The organism is Streptomyces sp. NBC_01498, from assembly GCF_036327775.1.
GTDB lineage: Bacteria > Actinomycetota > Actinomycetes > Streptomycetales > Streptomycetaceae > Streptomyces.
Window position 1 is genome coordinate 1,391,266 of record NZ_CP109598.1, and the last position, 17,322, is coordinate 1,408,587.

A 17,322-nucleotide genomic window follows, 5' to 3' on the forward strand; every position below is an offset into this window, starting at 1 on the left:
TCAGGGGACCATCGCGATGCCGTCCAGTTCGACCAGTGCCGTCTCGTCCCAGAGTCTGACCACGCCGATGAGTGCCGTCGCCGGGTAGTCGCGGCCCGCCAAACGGCGCCAGACACGGCCCAGTTCGGGGGCGTTCGCGCGGTAGGTGGGGACGTCGGTGGTGTAGATGGTGACACGGGCGAGGTCGGCCGGGGTGCCGCCCGTCGCGGTCAGGGCGGTGAGGAGGTTGGTGAGGGCCGTCTCGAACTGCTCGACCAGGGTGTCCCCCACGATCGTGCCGGTCGCGTCGAGCGCGGTCTGCCCGGCCAGGAAGACCAGGCGGCCGTCCGTCGCGGTCACGCTCACCGCGTGCGAGAAGCCGCTGGGCGGCGGGAGGTCCGCCGGGTTGGTCCGCTCCAGGCTCATCTGTACAACTCCTTTGCGATGATGGTGCGTTGGACCTCGGTCGCGCCTTCGTAGACGCGGGGTGCGCGGACCTCGCGGTAGAGGTGTTCCAGCAGGTGGCCGCGGCGCAGCGCGCGGGCGCCGTGCAGTTGGACGGCGGCGTCGACCACGTACTGCGCGGTCTCCGTCGCGAACAGCTTGGCCATCGCGGAGCGGCGGGGTACGTCCGGCGCCCCGGAGTCGTAGGCCTCGGCCGCCGCGTACACCAGCAGCCGGGCCGCCTCGGTGCGCGTCGCCATCTCGGCGACCTGGTGCGCGACGGACTGGAGGTCCTTGAGCGGGCCGCCGAAGGCGGTGCGGCCGGCGGTGTGGACGAGGGTCGCGTCGAGGGCGGCGGTCGCCATGCCGACGGCGAAGGCGCCGACGCTGGGGCGGAAGAGGTTGAGGGTGTTCATGGCGACGCGGAAGCCCTGGTCCACCTCGCCGAGGACGTCGGCCCCGCTCACCGGAACGGCGTCGAAGGCCAGGGCGCCGATGGGGTGCGGGGAGAGCATCTCGATCGGGGCGCCGGTCAGGCCGGGCCGGTCGGCGGGGACGAGGAAGGCCGTGATTCCGCGCGCCCCGGCGCCCGGTGTCGTCCGGGCGAAGACGGTGTAGAAGTCGGCCTCGGGCGCGTTGGAGATCCAGCACTTCTCGCCGGTCAGCAGCCAGCGGGCGCCGGGGCCGTCGGCGGGGCCGTCGTCCCGTACGGCGTCGAGTGCGAGCGCCGCCGCGTCGGAGCCCGCCCCCGGCTCGCTCAGCGCGAACGCGGCCACGGCGCGGCCCGCCGCCACCTCGGGCAGCCAGCGGGCGCGCTGTTCCCCGGTACCGGCCTGGACGATGGGGAAGCTGCCGAGTCCCTGGAGCGCGAGCGCGGTCTCGGCCTCCGTACAGCCGTGGGCCAGGGATTCGCGCAGCAGGCAGAGGTCGAGCGCCCCGGCGGTCAGCATGCGGCTCAGAAGGCCGAGGTCGCCGAGGGCGGCGACCAGCGGGCGGTTGATCCGTCCCGGTTCGCCCTTCTCGGCGAGTGGGCGGAGATGGTCGGCGGCGACGGCGCGCAGCTCGTCGCACCAGGAATTTTGTGCCGGATCGAGCGAGAATACGGGCATCCGGGCCCTCACTTGAATGGCGTCTATCGCGGACTGTTGACTGTCGTCACCCACACGATACGCTCGATGCACAAGGCCACCAAGCCACCCCACGAGGGGGCGAACGATGGAGCTGACCCCGGCGGTTCTCACACCCTCGGCGCACCGTGACACTTTTTCGCGCGACCATCTGCCGCCCGCCGGACAGTGGCCGGAACTGGTCTTCGACCCGCCCGCCCTGCGCGGACCCGACCGGCTCAACTGCGCCGTCGAGCTGCTCGACCGCACGGCGGAACGTTTCGGCGCAGACCGTCCCGTCTTCCGTCTTCCCTCCGGCGACAGCTGGTCCTACGGTCAACTGCGCGACCGGGTCGACCGGATCGCCCATGTCCTGACCTCCGACCTCGGTGTGGTGCCGGGCAACCGGGTGCTGCTGCGCGGCCCCACCACGCCCTGGCTGGCCGCGTGCTGGTTCGCCGTGCTGAAGGCGGGCGGCGTGGCGGTGACGGTGCTCGCCCAGCAGCGGGCGGGCGAACTGGCCACGATGTGCGAGATCGCGCGGGTCGGCCACGCGCTCTGCGACATCCGCTCGGTGGACGACCTGATCAAGGCGGAGGTACCGGGGCTGCGCGTCGCGGCGTACGGCGGGGACGCGCCGGACGATGTGCTGCGGCTGGCGGAGGGGAAACCGGAGCGGTACGAGGCGGTGGAGACGGCGGCCGACGACGTCGCGCTGATCGCGTTCACCTCGGGGACCACCGGGCGGCCCAAGGGCTGTACGCACTTCCACCGCGACGTCCTGTCCGCCGCCGACACGTTCTCGCGCCATGTGCTGCGGCCCGAGCCCGACGACGTGTTCGCGGGCAGCCCGCCGCTCGGCTTCACCTTCGGCCTCGGCGGGCTGGTGATCTTCCCGATGCGGGCGGGCGCGTCGGCGCTGCTGCTCGAACAGGCGGGCCCCAGACAGCTGTTGGCGGCCGTCACCGAGCGCGGGGTGTCGGTGCTGTTCACGGCCCCGACGGCGTACCGCGTGATGCTGAACGAACTGGCCGGGCCGGACGGGGCCGGGTACGACCTCTCGGGGCTGCGCCGCTGCGTGTCCGCCGGGGAGAATCTGCCCGCCGCCACCTGGCAGGACTGGTACGACCGGACCGGGCTCCGGGTCATCAACGGCATCGGCGCCACCGAGTTGCTGCACATCTTCATCTCGGCGGCCGACGACGCGGCCCGGCCCGGTGTCACGGGACTGCCGGTGCCCGGGTGGCAGGCGCGCGTCGTGGACGGGTCCGGCGACCCGGTGCCCGACGGTGAGCCGGGGCTGCTGGCGGTACGCGGCCCGATCGGCTGCCGCTATCTCTCCGACCCGCGCCAGACCGGCTACGTACAGGACGGCTGGAATCTCACCGGCGACACCTATGTCCGCGAGCCGGACGGCTACTTCCGCTACGTCGCACGCGCCGACGACATGATCATCTCGGCCGGGTACAACATCGCGGGCCCCCAGGTCGAGGAGGCGCTGCTGGCGCATCCCGATGTGACGGAGGCGGCGGTCGTGGGCCACCCGGACGAACTGCGGGGCCAGCTCGTCGCCGCGTACGTCGTGCTGCGCGACGGGGTGCCGGCCGACGACGGGACGAGGGAGGAACTGCGGGCGTTCGTCACCGGGCGGCTGGTGCCGTACAAGTGCCCGCGTGTCTTCGCGTTCCTGGACGCGCTGCCCCGGACGCCGACGGGCAAGCTCCAGCGCTTCCGGCTGCGGCCGGGCTCCGGCCCGGGGGGATGAACGCGTCCGGGCCGCCCCGCCGCCACCCCTTAGAGTGATCACGTGGCCGAGCAGCACACCCCGCGATCCCTGATCGTCACCCTGTACGGCGCGTACGGCCGGACACCGGACGGCGCGCCGCTCGCCGTGGCCGCACTCGTCCGGCTGCTGGGCGCGCTCGGCGTCGACGCGCCGTCCGTACGGTCGTCGGTCTCCCGGCTCAAGCGGCGCGGGCTGCTGCTCGCCGAGCGCACGCCGGAGGGCGCTGCGGGGTACGCGCTCTCGCCCGACGCCCGGCAACTGCTGGACGACGGGGACCGGCGCATCTACGACCCGCCCGCGCCCTCGCTGTCGGACGGCTGGGTCCTCGCGGTGTTCTCGGTGCCCGAGGCGGAGCGGCACAAGCGGCATCTGCTGCGCTCACGGCTGGCCCGGCTGGGTTTCGGGACCGCCGCGCCGGGGGTGTGGATCGCGCCCGGCCGGCTGCACGAGGAGACCCGGCACACGCTGGAGCGGCTGCGGCTCGACCCGTACGTGGACCTGTTCCGGGGCGAGCACCTGGGCTACACGCCCACGGCGGACGCCGTCGGGAGATGGTGGGACCTCGACGCGATCGCCGCCCTGCACCGGGAGTTCCTGGCGGCGCACGAGCCGGTGCTGAAGCGGTGGGAGAGCCGGGAGCCGGTGGCCGGGGAGGCGGCGGACGCCTACCGGGACTATCTGCCGGCGCTCGACTCCTGGCGCCGACTGCCCTACGCCGACCCGGGGTTGCCCGCCGAACTGCTCCCGGCGGACTGGCCGGGCGGTCGCTCGGCGGAGGTCTTCCGGGCACTGCACGCACGGCTGCGGGACGCCGGGGCGCGGTGCGTACACACTGACTGACCAGCCTGATCGAGGACTGACGGCCTGTCAGACAGGCCGCGTACCCGCTCAGTTCAGGGTGAGTCGCGGTTTCGGGCCGTCGGTGCGGCCGGTCGGCGGTGGGCGGCTGCCCGCCCGGTACGGCAGCGGCCACGGCGCGCCCGGACCGCTGTAGCCCTGGTCGGCCGCCGCGTGCAGGGTCCAGTGCGGGTCGTGAAGATGCGGCCGGGCCAGCGCGCAGAGATCCGCGCGGCCCGCCAGCAGCAGCGAATTGACGTCGTCCCAGGACGAGATGGCCCCGACGGTGATGACCGGCACGTTCAGCGTGTTGCGGATCCGGTCGGCGAACGGCGTCTGGTAGGAGCGGCCGAACGCGGGCCTCTCGTCGGGGACGACCTGCCCGGTGGACACGTCGATCGCGTCGGCACCGTGCGCGGCGAACGCGCGCGCGATCTCCACCGCCTCGTCGGCGGTGGTACCGCCCGGCGCCCAGTCGGTCGCGGAGATCCGGACCGTCATCGGCCGGCCGTCCGGCCACGACTCCCGTACGGCGTCGAACACTTCGAGCGGGTAGCGGAGCCGTCCGGCCAGGTCACCGCCGTACTCGTCGGTGCGGACGTTGGTCAGCGGGGAGAGGAAACCGGAAAGCAAGTACCCGTGCGCGCAGTGGAGTTCGAGAAGATCGAAGCCCGCGTCGGCGGCCCGCCGGGTCGCCGCCGCGAACCGGTCGCGAATCCGGGCCAGTCCGGCCCGGTCGAGCGCGTGCGGGACCTGGCCCACGTCCGGCAGATACGGCAGCGCGGAGGCGGCGGACAGCGGCCACCCTCCCTCGGGCAGCGGCTGGTCCATGCCCTCCCACATCAGCCGCGTGGAGCCCTTGCGGCCGGAGTGCCCGAGCTGCACGCCTATCGCCGCGCCGGGTGAACCGGGCCCGGCGGGCGCGCCGTTGTGCACGAAATCCGTCACCCGCCGCCAGGCGACGCCCTGTTCGTCCGTCCAGAGCCCGGTGCAGCCGGGAGTGATCCTGCCCTCCTGGCTCACACACACCATCTCGGTCATCACGAGCCCCGCCCCGCCGAGGGCGCGCGCCCCCAGGTGCACGAGGTGGAAGTCACCGGGCATGCCGTCCTCGGCGACGTACATGTCCATCGGCGAGACCACGACCCGGTTGCGCAGGGTCAGTCCGCGCAGCCGGAAGGGCGTGAACATCGGGGGCGTACCGGGCGGGCAGCCGAACTCCGTCTCCACCGCGCCGGTGAACCCGGCGTCGCGCAGCCGCAGATTGTCGTGGGTGACCCGGCGGCTGCGGGTGAGCAGACCGAACGCGAACTGCCGGGGCGGCTGGTCCGTGTACGTCGCCAACTCCTCGAACCAGCGCAGGCTCGCCGCCGCCGCACGCTGCGTCGACTCCACGACGGGGCGCCGCTCCGCCTCGTACGCGGCGAGCGCGTCCCCCAGATCGGGCCGCTCCTCGACGCACGCCGCGAGCGCGAGGGCGTCCTCGACGGCGAGCTTGGTGCCGGAGCCGATGGAGAAGTGCGCGGTGTGGGCGGCGTCGCCGATGAGGACGGTGTTGCCGTGGCTCCAGCGTTCGTTGACGACCGTGCGGAACGCCGTCCACGAGGAGGCGTTGCCGCGCAGCGCCCGGCCGCCGAGCGCGTCGGCGAACATCTCGGCGCACACCTGCGCCGAGCCCCGCTCGTCCAGGGTCTCGAAACCGGCGGCGCGCCAGACCTCTTCGCGCATCTCGACGATGACGGTGCTCGCGTCGGGCGAGAACGGGTAGCCGTGGAGCTGCGCCACACCGTGCCCGGTCTCGGCGATCTCGAAGCGGAACGCGTCGAACGCCATGTCGGCGGCGAGCCAGATGTAACGGCAGCGCCCCGTGGTGACGGTGGGCCGGAAGACGTCGGCGTGGGTCTCACGGGTCCGGCTGTTCACCCCGTCGGCGGCTATCACCAGGTCGTGGGCGGCTGCGAGTTCGGCGGCGGGCGGGGCGGGGGTACGGAAGCGGAGCCGTACGCCCAGGGACTCGCAGCGCCGGTGCAGGATCTCCAGCAGCCGGCGGCGGCCGAGAGCGGCGAAGCCGTGGCCGCCGGAGGTGAGGGTGCGGCCCCGGTGGACGATGTCGATGTCGTCCCAGCGCACGAACTCGCCCTGGAGGGCGGCGTGCACGGTGGGGTCGGCGTGCTCGATGCCGCCGAGGGTCTCGTCGGAGAGGACCACGCCGAAGCCGAAGGTGTCGTCGGGCGCGTTGCGCTCCCAGACGGTGACGGAGCGGCGCGGGTCGAGGCGTTTGAGCAGCGCGGCTGCGTACAGACCACCGGGGCCGCCACCGATGACGGCGACGCTGAGGGGCTCGGCGGAGGCGGCTTTCCGGGGGGCCGTCACGGTCAGCGGCCCCGCCATACGGGCGGCCGCTTCTGGGTGAAGGCGGCGTGGAACTCGGCGTAGTCGTCGCCGTTCATCAGCAACGCCTGGGTGGCGGCGTCCAGTTCGACGGAGGCGGCGAGCGGCATGTCCAGTTCGGCGGTGAGCAGCGCCTTGGTCTGCGCGTACGCGAGGGCCGGGCCGTCGGCGAGCCGGCGGGCGAGTTCGGCGGCACGGGTGCCGGCGGCGCCCTCCTCGGTCAACTCGCTGATGAGTCCGATGCGTTCGGCCTCGGGTGCGCGGACCGGTTCGCCGAGCATCAGCAGCCGGGTGGCGTGGCCGAGACCGACGACGCGGGGCAGCAGATACGCGGCGCCCATGTCCCCGCCGGAGAGGCCGACCCGGGTGAAGAGGAAGGCGAAGCGCGCCGTGGGGTCGGCGATCCGGAAGTCGGCGGCGAGCGCGAGGACGGCGCCCGCCCCGGCGGCGACCCCGTGCACGGCGGCGATCACCGGGAACGGGCACTCGCGCACGGCCCGGACGACCTGCCCCGTCATCCGGTTGAAGTCGAGGAGCTGGGCGGTGTCCATGGCGAGCGTGGCGCCGATGATCTCGTCCACGTCGCCGCCCGAGCAGAAACCGCGCCCCTCGCCGCCGAGGACGAGGGCGCGGACGGAACGCTCCCGGGACAGCTCGGCGAGCAGGTCGCGGAGGTCGGCGTAGGCGCCGAAGGTGAGGGCGTTGAGCTTGTCGGGGCGGGCGAGGGTGACGGTCGCTACCCCGTCGGCGCGGATCAGCCGCAGATGGCGCCAGGTCTCGGTGCGGGGGGTGGAGCCGGAGAACGGGCTCATGGGTGCGGCCTCCTTCAGCTCGATGCCCTGGGACGGGTGCGGCGGCGCCCTCGACAGCCCCGACCGCCCCGACCGTGCGGGGGTGCGCGCGGATGCGGGCGAGTGCCGGCGAGCACCGGCGAGTGGGAACGGGTTCATGCGTTCCCACACGCTTCCGCTTGCTTACGCACGGTTGACGCCGGTCGCGCCCGCACTCGGATCCATGGACTCTGCGAAAAAAGGTATCACCGATCCGTGACCGCCGTCACGAGTCCGCGATACGGTGCGCGCGGACGCCCCCACCGCCACGGCGGGCGCCGAAGGTCCCGGGGGATATGTGGCGGAGGTCCCATTTCCGGCAGTCCGCTGCCTCTTGTGATGACGTTTACGCTCCGTAAAGCTGGCGTCAAGCACACCCGAATCGTGAGGCACCCGTGTTCCGGCCGGAGGTCTCATGCACCTCGACCTGTCCCCCGAACGGATATGCCGCCGTGCTCGACAACTCGTCCGACACCGACTCCTGGCGCATCACGCTGCCGCACAGCGCGGCGGCGGTGCCGATGGCGCGTGCGCTGATCCGTACGGCGCTGGCCGGTCTGTCGCCGACGACGGACCGGGACACCGCGGAGCTGCTGACGGCGGAGCTGGTCGCCAACGCGGTCAAGCACACCCGTCCCGACGTCCCGATAGAGCTGGTCGTCGAACTGCTGCGCGCGGGCTGCCGCATCGAGGTCCACGACGGCGATCCGGGCCCGCCGGGCGATCTGCCGGCGCCCGGCCGCCTGCCGGACCCCTGGCAGGAGCACGGCCGGGGCCTGCTGCTGATCCGTACGCTCAGCGCCGACTGCGGGCACCGCCCGACCGACCAGGGCAAGGCGGTCTGGTTCACCCTGTCCGGACGCTGAGTTCCCGGCCGCGCCCTCTCCTCCGGGCGCCGCCGTCCCGGCGCACCGTCGCGAAGGCCGCCGGGACGGACCGCGAGACAGGCACGGGGACGGGCGGTGGGAGGGACAGCGGGACGGGCGGTGGGACGGGCGGTGGCATCAGCGCCGTACGCCGGCGCGCGCCGGACTGCGGGGGGTCACCGGGTCCGGGGCCAGCGTCGCGACGAGCACGGCCTTGATCGTGTGCAGTCTGTTCTCCGCCTCGTCGAAGACCACCGAGTGCGCCGACTCGAAGACCTCGTCGCTCACTTCGAGTTCGGTGAGCCCGTGCCGCTCGTGGATCTCCCACCCGACGACGGTCCCCAGGTCGTGGAAGGCCGGCAGACAGTGCAGGAACTTCACGTCGGGATTCCCCGTCGCGCTCAGCACGTCCATCGTCACCTTGTACGGCCCGAGTGCGGTGATGCGCTCGTCCCAGACCTCCTGCGGCTCCCCCATCGACACCCAGACGTCGGTGGCGACGAAGTCGGCCCCGCTCACGCCCTCCGCGATCGACTCGGTGAGGGTGATCCGCGCGCCGCTGACCTCGGCGGACTTCCGGGCCAGGGCGACGACGTCGTCCGCCGGCCAGTAGGCGCGGGGGGCCACGATCCGTACGTCCATGCCCAGCAGCGCGCCGGTGACGAGATAGGAGTTGCCCATGTTGTAGCGGGCGTCGCCGAGGTAGGCGAAGGTGATCCGCTCCAGCTGCTTGTCGGTGTGCTCGGTCATCGTCAGCACGTCGGCGAGCATCTGCGTGGGGTGCCACGAGGCGGTGAGGCCGTTGAAGACGGGCACCCCGGCGTGGGCGGCCAGCTCCTCCACGGTCGACTGCGCGTCGCCCCGGAACTCGATCCCGTCGTACATCCTGCCGAGCACCCGCGCGGTGTCCTTCGCGGACTCCTTCTTCCCGATGTGCGAGCCCGACGGGTCGATGTACGTCGTGGAGGCCCCCTGGTCGGCCGCGGCCACCTCGAACGCGCAGCGTGTCCGCGTCGACGCCTTCTCGAAGATCAGGGCGATGTTCTTGCCGCGCAGCAACTGCACCTCGTTCCCCGACTTCTTCGCGGCCTTGAGCCCTGCGGCCAGCTCCACCAGCCCGCGGAACTCGGCGGCGGTGAAGTCGAGCTCCTTGAGGAAGTGGCGGCCTGCGAGTTGTATCGCCATGGTGGCTGCTCCTGCGTCGCGAAACGGAGACCTGCACGGGACCGGTACAGAGACCTTGGAACTATATACGACCGTCCGTATTGATATACAGATAGCCGTAGGGGCCACCCTTCTCGCCGTACGGACTTCCCTCCCGGTCCCGTGCGCCCGGCGGCCGGGCCCCCTCTTCTCGGAGCGCGTCCGCGTTCGTCCCGTCAGACGGCGTCCCGTTCGATCGGGCAGCTCATACAGCGCGGACCGCCCCGGCCCCGCCCCAGCTCACTGCCCCGGATCTCGATCACCTCGATGCCCTGCTTGCGCAGATGGGTGTTGGTGGTGACGTTGCGCTCGTACGCGACCACCACCCCGGGCTCCACGGCCAGCACGTTGCAGCCGTCGTCCCACTGCTCACGCGCGGCGGAGTGGACGTCCTGCGTCGGCGTCAGGACCCGGATCGTGTCGAGACCGAGGGCGGCGGCGATCGCACGGTGCATGTGCTCCGGCGGGTGATCCGTCACCTTGAGCTCGTTGCCGCCCGCGCCCGGCTCGATGGTGTACGAGCGGAGCATGCCGAGGCCCGCGTACTGCGTGAACACGTCGCGGTCGACCATCGTCATCACCGTGTCGAGATGCATGAACGCCCGCCGCTTGGGCATGTCGAGAGCCACGATCGTGCGGGCCGACCCCGCCTCGAACATGCCGCGCGCCAGCATCTCGACGGCCTGCGGTGTGGTGCGCTCGCTGATCCCGATCAGTACGGCGCCCTCGCCGATGACCAGGACGTCGCCGCCCTCGATGGTGGAGGGGTAGTCGACCTGCCCCTCCGACCAGCGGTGGAAGGGCCCGGCCGCAGGGCCCGTGAAGAGCGGGTGGTGCTTGTAGATCGCCTCGAAGTGGACGGTCTCGCGCTGCCGGGCGGGCCAGCGCATGGCGTTGATGGAGACACCGTCGTAGATCCAGGCGGAGGTGTCACGGGTGAAGAGATGGTTCGGCAGCGGGTCCAGCAGGAAGTCGTCCTGGCCCATGACGTGGAAGCGGACCGAGGTCGGTTCGGCGTGGCGCTCCAGGAACTCCCGCTTGGTCATGCCGCCGACCAGCGCCTCCACGAGATCGTCCGTGGGCAGCGCGTCGAAGACCGCCCGCAGATGGCCGGTGGCGAGCGGGCCGTACTCCTTCTCGTCGAAGACCCGGTCCATGACGAGCGCGCGGGCCGTCGGGATGTCCAGGGACTCCCGCAGCAGGTCACCGAAGAGGTGGACGGTGACGCCGCGCTCCCGCAGGACGTCCGCGAACCCGTCGTGCTCCTCGCGCGCCCGGCGCACCCACAGCACGTCGTCGAAGAGCAACGCGTCCTTGTTGGTGGGTGTCAGCCGCTTCAGCTCCAGGTCGGGGCGGTGCAGGATGACGCGGCGCAGCCGCCCGGTCTCGGAGTCGACGTGGAATCCCATGACCCCATCCTGGCGGATCGGGGGTCGATCATGGCGGGATTGCACGAGGGGACCTGGTCACAGCGACGCGGTCGGGGAGGTGTGGCCGGGGCGGTCCGGTCGCCGGGACCTGGTCGCGGAGACCTGATCACGGCGGCGCGCTCGCGGAGACCTGGCTGCGGAGACCTGGTCGCGCGGTCCCGGCAGTGGACCGCGCGACCGGGTCGTGTACCGGTCCGGTGGCACGCCGGCCGTTCGTACGCCGATCAAGTCGTACGCCGGTCAGTTCGTACGCCGGTCGGTTCGTACGTCCAGCACGTCGTCCGCCGGACAGGGCCTGCCGGAGGCGGGGGCGGTCGGAGGCGGGGGCGGTCGGAGGCGGGGGTCCGCCGGCTCAGAGGGTCCGCCGGCTCAGAGGCGGGGGTCGACCGGCTCCGACTCCAGGGCCAGCACCGCGAACACCGCCTCGTGGACGCGCCACAGCGGCTCGTCGGCCGCCAGCCGGTCCAGCGCTTCGAGCCCCAGCGCGTACTCCCGCAGCGCCAGCGAACTCTTGTGCCCCAGGAACCGCCCGCGCAGCCGCTCCAGATTCTCCGGCCGGGTGTACTCGGGGCCGTAGATGATCCGCAGATACTCCCGCCCGCGCACCTTGACGCCCGGCTGCACCAGTCGTCCCTTGTCGTTCCGCACCAGGGCCTGGAGCGGTTTGACGACCATCCCCTCGCCGCCCCGGCCGGTCATCTCCAGCCACCATTCGGCGCCCGCGCGCACCGACTCCTCGTCGCCCGTGTCCACGACGAGCCGGCGGGTGACCTGGAGCAGTCCGGTCGGGTCGTGCTCGGTGAGCCGGTCGATCCAGGCGAGCTGCCGGTCGTGCGGTACGGACGCCAGGCTGCGGCCCCGCGCGGCGAGGAGCTGGAAAGGTGCGAGCCGTACGCCGTCCAGGCCGTCCGTCTCCCAGCAGTAACGGCGGTACGCCTCGGTGAAAGCCGCCGCGTCGGCGGCCCGTTCCCGCTGTCCGGCCAGCAGCGCGCCCACGTCGACCCCGCGGCCGACGGCCGCTTCGAGCGCGCCCGTGACCGCCGGGAAGGCGGCACCCGCCGCCGCGCCGACCGCCGCGTACTGGGTGCGCAGCAGCCCGGTGGCCTTCAGCGACCAGGGCATCAGTTCGGCGTCGAGCAGCAGCCAGTCCGTGTCGAGTTCGTCCCACAGACCGGCGGCGCCGACGGCTGTACGGAGGCGGCCCAGGATCTCCTCGGTGACCGCCGGGTCGTCGAAGAAGGGCCGGCCGGTGCGGGTGTGCAGCACACCGGTCGGCGCGGGGTGGCCCGCGACGCCGTCGCCCACGCCGAAACGCTCACGCGCCACAGCCGCGTCGCGGCAGACCAGCGCGACCGCGCGCGAGCCCATGTGCTTCTCCTCGCACACGACCCGCTCCACACCGTCGTCGCGGTACTGCGCGAACGCCTCGGCCGGGTGCTCCAGATACCCCTCCTCACGGGAGGTCGCGGTCGGGGCCATGGTCGGTGGCAGGTAGGCGAGCAGCCGGGGGTCGACGGCGAAGCGGCTCATGACCTCCAGGGCCGCCGCCGCGTTCTCCTCGCGCACCGCGAGCCGGCCCATGTGGCGGGTCTCGACGGTCCGCCGCCCCGCCACATCCGTGAGGTCGAGCGGGCGGCCCTCGCGGCTGCCGGGCGTGTCGGTGTGGAGCGGCTTGACCGGCTCGTACCAGACGCGCTCCGCCGGTACGTCGACCAGTTCGCGCTCGGGCCAGCGCAGCGCGGTCATCCTGCCGCCGAACACGGCGCCGGTGTCGAGGCAGAGGGTGTTGTTGATCCAGGAGGTGGTGGGGACGGGGGTGTGGCCGTAGACGACGGCCGCCCGGCCCCGGTAGTCCTCGGCCCACGGGTAGCGGACGGGCAGGCCGAACTCGTCGGTCTCGCCGTTCGTGTCCCCGTACAGCGCGTGCGAACAGACCCGGCCCGAGGTGCGGCCGTGGTACTTCTCCGGCAGACCGGCGTGGCAGACGACCAGCTTGCCGCCGTCCAGGACGTAGTGACTGATCAGGCCGTCGATGAAGGTGCGTACCTCGTCGCGGAAGGCGTCGTCCTCCTTGCCCAGCTGTTCGACGGTCTCGGCGAGTCCGTGCGTCAGCCGCACGTTCTTGCCCTTCAGCCAGCGGCCGAGCTTGTTCTCGTGGTTGCCCGACACGCACAGCGCGTTGCCGGCCCCGACCATCCGCATCACACGGCGCAGCACACCGGGGCTGTCGGGGCCGCGGTCGACCAGGTCGCCGACGAAGACGGCCGTACGGCCTTCGGGGTGGGCACCGTCGCCGTCCGGGTAACCGAGCGCGGCCAGCAGGGTGTCCAGCTCGGAGCGGCAGCCGTGGATGTCGCCGATGATGTCGAAGGGGCCGGTGAGGTGGGTGAGGTCGTTGTAGCGGCGTTCGGTGACGACCTGGGCGCGGGCGACCTCCTCGACGCCGCGCAGGACGTGGACCTTGCGGAAGCCCTCGCGTTCGAGGCCCCGGAGCGAACGGCGCAGTTCGCGCTGATGCCGTTTGATGACGTGGCGCGGCATGCCGGCCCGGTCGGGGCGGGCGGCGTTGCGTTCGGCGCAGACCGCCTCGGGCAGGTCGAGGACGATCGCGACGGGCAGCACGTCGTGTTCGCGGGCGAGCCGGACGAGCTGTCCGCGGGCCTCCGGCTGGACGTTGGTGGCGTCGACGACCGTACGGCGCCCGGCCGCGAGGCGTTTGCCCGCGATGTAGTGGAGGACGTCGAAGGCGTCCCCGCTGGCGCTCTGGTCGTTCTCGTCGTCGGCGACGAGGCCGCGGCAGAAGTCCGAGGAGAGGACCTCGGTGGACTTGAAGTGGGTACGGGCGAAGGTCGACTTGCCGGAGCCGGTGGCGCCGACGAGGACGACGAGGGAGAGGTCGGTGACGGGGAGGAGCCGGGCGGGCGGGGTGGTCTCGTTGTCGGTCATGCGGCCTTGTCCTCCTTCGGGGCGGGCGGGGCGGTCGGGGTGGAGGGTGTGTTCCGAGTCGGCGCGGTGGGTGGGGTGACGGTGCCGATGGACGGTGCCGTCGCGGTGGCGGGCGCGGTGGTGGTCGCGGTGCTGAACACCGCCATCTGGGTGGGCGGCCCCACCTCCGGATCGTCGGGGCCCACCGGTACGTAGCGCACGGTGTACCCGTGCCGCCCCGCCACCGCGTCCGCCCAGGCGCGGAACTCCGCGCGCGTCCACTCGAACCGGTGGTCCCGGTGGCGTACGTGCCCGGCGGGCAGGGTCTCCCAGCGGACGTTGAACTCGACGTTCGGTGTGGTCACGACGACGGTCGCGGGCCGGGCCGTACCGAACACCGCGTACTCCAGGGCGGGCAGCCTCGGCAGATCCAGATGCTCGATGACCTCGCTGAGCACGGCGGCGTCGTATCCCTTGAGCCGTTTGTCCGTGTACGTGAGCGAGCCCTGCGTCAGAGTGACGCGCGACGCCTGGCGCTCGCTCATCCGCTCCACCCTGAGCCGGCGGGCGGCGACGGTGAGCGCGCGGACGGACACGTCGACCCCGACGACCTTGGTGAAGCGGGCTTCCTTGAGCAACGCCTGCACCAACTGGCCCTGACCGCAGCCGAGATCGAGCACGGTGGCGGCGCCCGCCTCGCGCAGGGCGGCAAGGATCGCCGCGCGACGCCGCTCGGCGAGGGAGACGGCCTTTCCGGCCGGGGCGGCCGGGGCGGCGGCGGGGGTGTCCGGGACGGTCAGGGCGGCGGGGGCCACAGGGACAACTGAGGCGACCGAGGTGGCTGGGGCGGGCAAGGCGCCTGGGGCGGCCGGGGTGCCGTTCGCTTCTTCCTCGGGCTCGGGGCCGGGGTCCTCCACGGCGTTGTCGATCGCCTCGACACCGATGTCGTCGGCCTCGGCGAGACGGACGAGTTCGAGGCGTTCGGTCGCCTCCCTGGTCAGACCCCAACGGCGGGACAGATAGCGGCTGGTGATGAGCCCGCGCTCCGGGTGGTCGGCCAGCCAGCCCTCACCGGCCCGCAACAGTTTCTCGACCTCGTCGGGCGCGACCCAGTAGTGCTTCGCGTCGTCCAGGACCGGGAGGAGCACGTACAACTGCCGCAGCGCGTCGGCGAGTCGCAGCTCACCCTCCAGGACGAGCTGTACGTAACGCGAGTCGCCCCACGCCGGGAACGTCTCGTCCAGCGGCACCGGCCGCACATCGACCCTCGCCCAGCCCAGCGGCCCGAAAAGGTCACGGACCAGGTCGGCGCCACCGTGGGCGGGCACGGCGGGGATCTCGATCCGCAGGGGCAGCGGCTCGGCGGCACGCTCGGGCAGCGCGTTGCACACCCCGCGCAGGGCGCTCTTGAAGACGGTGCTCAGCGCGACGGCGAGCAGCGAGGACGCGGCGTACGGACGGTCGTTGACATACCGCGCGAGCGCCGCGTCGGGCGCCCCGCCGCGCCCCTTGCCCTTGCCCTTGCCGCGCCGGACGAGTGCCACGGGGTCGATCTCCAGCAGGAGCGCCGCCGTGCACCGCTCGACGGACGCCTCGGGATAGAGGACGTGCGCGATGCCGTGAGCGGTGGAGAACGTCTGCGCCTTGTCGGGATGCTTGTGCAACAGAAACCCGAGGTCGGTGGCGGGGCGTTCAGGGCTGCCGGAGGTACTGATCGTCAGGAACACCTGTCCGAGTATGGGTGTCACCGGCCCGCTCCCGGTACTGGATTACCCGGCCGCACCAGGTGTGTTCCTGGCATGGTGGGCTGATGAATACGACACCGGACGGCCGGCCGATCCCACCCCCGCACGCGGACGAACGCACCACGCTCGAAGCATGGCTGGACTTCCACCGTGCGACGCTGGCGCTCAAGTGTTCGGGCCTGACGGACGATCAGTTACGGCTCCCGGCGGCGCCACCGTCCACCCTGACACTGCTCGGTCTGGTGCAGCACATGGCGGAGGTCGAAAGGAAGTGGTTCCGGCGTGTATTCGCCGGCGAGGACGTGCCCCCGGCCTTCGGTCAGTGGGAAGGAAACGGCTTCGCCCTTCACCCGGAGCGGGGAATCGAGGAGACGACGGCTGCCTGGCAGACGGAGATCGCTCGGGCACGCGAACTGGTCGCGGACGCGTCGCTGGACGACTCCGGCCGCCTGCCCGACGAGGATGCCGAGCAGATGGGCGATCCGAAGGTCTCCCTGCGCTGGATCATCGTGCACCTGATCGAGGAATACGCCCGCCACAACGGCCACGCCGACCTCATCCGCGAACAGATCGACGGAGTCACGGGGGTGTGAGAGGCAGTCCCGGGCGAGGGGTGGGGGCGGGGTCGCTCCGGCGGTCAGGTCCCGGGCGTCTGGCCCCAAGCCGGGCGGAGTCGCTCCAGCAGTCGAGCCCCTGGCCTCACACCCCGCGTCGCCGCGAGGCCAGGGCCGCCGCAAGTCGCGCGGTGTGGGCCGGGTTGGTGCGGCAGCAGCCGCCGAGGAGGCGGGCTCCGGCCTGCTGCCACGCGTGGAGGCGGTCCGGGGGGAGGGGCCCCTCCCCCCTCCCCTCCCCCACCCACCCCTTCCCCTCCGGGTCCCACCGCTCCCCGCTGTTCGGGTAGGCCACGACCGGTTTGCCCGTGGTCGAGGCCGCCAGGGGGACCGCGTCGTCCGCGTCCTCCGGGGCGCAGCAGTTGACGCCCACGGCGATCACGTCGTCCCGGCCCGCCGCCAGGGCGAACGCCTCGGCCAGTGGCTGGCCGGCGCGGGTGCGGTCGCCCGCGATCGTGTACGAGAGCCAGACCGGTATCCCGCACCCGGCGGTCGCCCGCAGCAGTGCCTCGGCCTCGTCGGTGTCCGGGATCGTCTCCAGCGCGAGGACGTCCGGTCCGGCCTCGGCCAGGGTCTCGATCCTCGGGCGGTGGAACCGTTCCAACTCCCGCACCGACAGCCCGTACCGCCCCCGGTACTCGCTGCCGTCGGCGAGCATCGCCCCGTACGGGCCCACCGAGGCCGCCACCCAGACCTCCCGTGCCACCGCGGCTCCCGCGCTCCGGGCCAGCGTCACGCTGTCCGCCAGCAGCCGGGACGTCCGGGCCCGCCCGATGCCCCGGCGGGCGAAGCCCTCGTACGTCGCCTGGTAGCCGGCCGTGATCAGCACCTGGGCGCCGGCCCGTACGTACGCGGCGTGGGCCGCCTCGATCTGCTCCGGCCCGTCGGCCAGGAGGCGCGCCGACCACAGGGCATCGGAGAGATCGCACCCCTGGGCCCGCAGTTGGTCGGAGAGCCCGCCGTCGAGGACAAGGCTGCCCTCGCCCAGCGCGTCGGCGAGCGAACGGTCGGGCTTCACGGACACCTCCCTGTCCTCGGCCGGCGGACGGACCATCTCGGAGCGGATCGGAGCGGACCAACTCGGTTCAACTCGACCCGACCGACCCGACTCGGTTCGACCCGAGGCTGCCCGACCGGACCCGGACACACTCGGGACAGGCCCACTCGGA

General features: G+C 72.6%; 13 protein-coding genes. 4 read left to right on the forward strand and 9 right to left on the reverse strand.

Annotated features, from left to right (window positions below; all coding sequences use genetic code 11):
- Complete coding sequence (locus OG875_RS05755; protein WP_330173147.1) at positions 1-405, reverse strand: RidA family protein; 405 nt, start codon at positions 403-405, stop codon at positions 1-3.
- Entirely contained in the window at positions 402-1,532 is a 1,131-nt protein-coding gene (locus tag OG875_RS05760) for an acyl-CoA dehydrogenase family protein (RefSeq protein ID WP_330173148.1), read from the reverse strand. Before OG875_RS05760 ends, OG875_RS05755 begins: the two co-directional genes overlap by 4 nt.
- 106 nt (positions 1,533-1,638) lie before the next feature.
- On the opposite strand from OG875_RS05760, the gene OG875_RS05765 reads away from it, so the two are divergent.
- Complete coding sequence (locus OG875_RS05765) at positions 1,639-3,294, forward strand: AMP-binding protein (protein ID WP_330173149.1); 1,656 nt, start codon at positions 1,639-1,641, stop codon at positions 3,292-3,294.
- 42 nt (positions 3,295-3,336) lie between these two features.
- Positions 3,337-4,155 (forward strand): PaaX family transcriptional regulator, encoded by an 819-nt coding sequence (locus OG875_RS05770; protein ID WP_330173150.1) that lies wholly within the window; start codon positions 3,337-3,339, stop codon positions 4,153-4,155.
- Positions 4,156-4,203: 48 nt separating this feature from the next.
- On the opposite strand, the gene OG875_RS05775 is transcribed toward OG875_RS05770, so the two are convergent.
- Both OG875_RS05775 and OG875_RS05780 read right to left on the reverse strand, forming a co-directional pair.
- A complete protein-coding gene (locus OG875_RS05775) occupies positions 4,204-6,543 on the reverse strand; it encodes a bifunctional salicylyl-CoA 5-hydroxylase/oxidoreductase (RefSeq protein WP_330173151.1) in 2,340 nt (779 codons plus the stop codon).
- Positions 6,528-7,355: an enoyl-CoA hydratase family protein gene (locus OG875_RS05780; RefSeq protein ID WP_330173152.1), complete on the reverse strand. Its 828-nt coding sequence runs from the start codon at positions 7,353-7,355 to the stop codon at positions 6,528-6,530. The genes OG875_RS05775 and OG875_RS05780 overlap by 16 nt, the downstream gene beginning before the upstream one ends.
- A 470-nt stretch (positions 7,356-7,825) precedes the next feature.
- Here OG875_RS05780 and OG875_RS05785 point away from each other — a divergent pair, with 470 nt between their 5' ends.
- Positions 7,826-8,239, forward strand: a complete 414-nt coding sequence (locus OG875_RS05785) for an ATP-binding protein (RefSeq protein WP_330173153.1) — start codon at positions 7,826-7,828, stop codon at positions 8,237-8,239.
- A gap of 138 nt (positions 8,240-8,377) precedes the next feature.
- On the opposite strand, the gene argF is transcribed toward OG875_RS05785, so the two are convergent.
- The 4 genes from argF to OG875_RS05805 form a co-directional block, all read right to left on the reverse strand.
- Positions 8,378-9,424 (reverse strand): ornithine carbamoyltransferase, encoded by a 1,047-nt coding sequence (argF, locus tag OG875_RS05790; protein ID WP_330173154.1) that lies wholly within the window; start codon positions 9,422-9,424, stop codon positions 8,378-8,380.
- Between the two features lie 194 nt (positions 9,425-9,618).
- Positions 9,619-10,851, reverse strand: coding sequence for an arginine deiminase (locus OG875_RS05795; protein WP_330173155.1), 1,233 nt, complete (start codon positions 10,849-10,851; stop codon positions 9,619-9,621).
- A 390-nt stretch (positions 10,852-11,241) separates the two neighbouring features.
- Positions 11,242-13,818, reverse strand: coding sequence for a polynucleotide kinase-phosphatase (locus OG875_RS05800; RefSeq protein WP_330173156.1), 2,577 nt, complete (start codon positions 13,816-13,818; stop codon positions 11,242-11,244).
- Positions 13,815-15,524, reverse strand: a complete 1,710-nt coding sequence (locus tag OG875_RS05805) for a 3' terminal RNA ribose 2'-O-methyltransferase Hen1 (protein ID WP_330177612.1) — start codon at positions 15,522-15,524, stop codon at positions 13,815-13,817. Before OG875_RS05805 ends, OG875_RS05800 begins: the two co-directional genes overlap by 4 nt.
- A gap of 83 nt (positions 15,525-15,607) precedes the next feature.
- Here OG875_RS05805 and OG875_RS05810 point away from each other — a divergent pair, with 83 nt between their 5' ends.
- A complete protein-coding gene (locus OG875_RS05810) occupies positions 15,608-16,135 on the forward strand; it encodes a DinB family protein (RefSeq protein ID WP_330173157.1) in 528 nt (175 codons plus the stop codon).
- A 106-nt stretch (positions 16,136-16,241) separates the two neighbouring features.
- Here the strand turns inward: OG875_RS05810 and mmuM are convergent, their stop codons facing one another.
- On the reverse strand, positions 16,242-17,171 hold the full coding sequence (gene mmuM, locus OG875_RS05815) for a homocysteine S-methyltransferase (protein WP_330173158.1): 930 nt from the start codon (positions 17,169-17,171) through the stop codon (positions 16,242-16,244).
- Positions 17,172-17,322: the final 151 nt, after the last annotated feature.